Raw genomic sequence first — 397 nt, 5'->3', positions numbered from 1 at the left:
GGTATTAACGTTCTTGAGGTGAATGATCCACCTGTTGCCGGTCCAACGTCATACACCATTGACGAAGATTCTGTACTGACATTCAGTGAATCACAAATGCTGCTTAACGCTTCAGATATTGAAGGCGATGTTGAGCTGGTAGGAATCAGTTACGATGGTCCTGACGGCATCTTCTCAATCAATGGCGATGGGACATGCAGCTTCGCACCGAATGAGAACTTCAATGGTCAAGTTCAGCTTGATGTGACCATTCGTGATGAAGACGGCGCAGAAGTTGAAACGGTCATCAACGTGGATGTACTACCAATCAACGATGCGCCGGTAGCGGGTGATCTTGCTTACTCAGTCGACGAAGATGGCTCCATCACGCTAAGCCAAGAGCAGTTACTTGCGAATG

Annotated in this window: 1 protein-coding gene; it reads left to right on the top strand. The window is 47.9% G+C overall.

The annotated features are described in order from the left end of the window. Window positions 1-397 (top strand): cadherin-like domain-containing protein (locus tag Q1A70_RS20505; protein WP_299695914.1); only part of this gene is annotated, 397 nt, incomplete at both ends.

The organism is uncultured Vibrio sp. (assembly GCF_947488985.1).
GTDB lineage: Bacteria > Pseudomonadota > Gammaproteobacteria > Enterobacterales > Vibrionaceae > Vibrio.
This window is presented reverse-complemented; position numbering and strand designations above follow the sequence as displayed.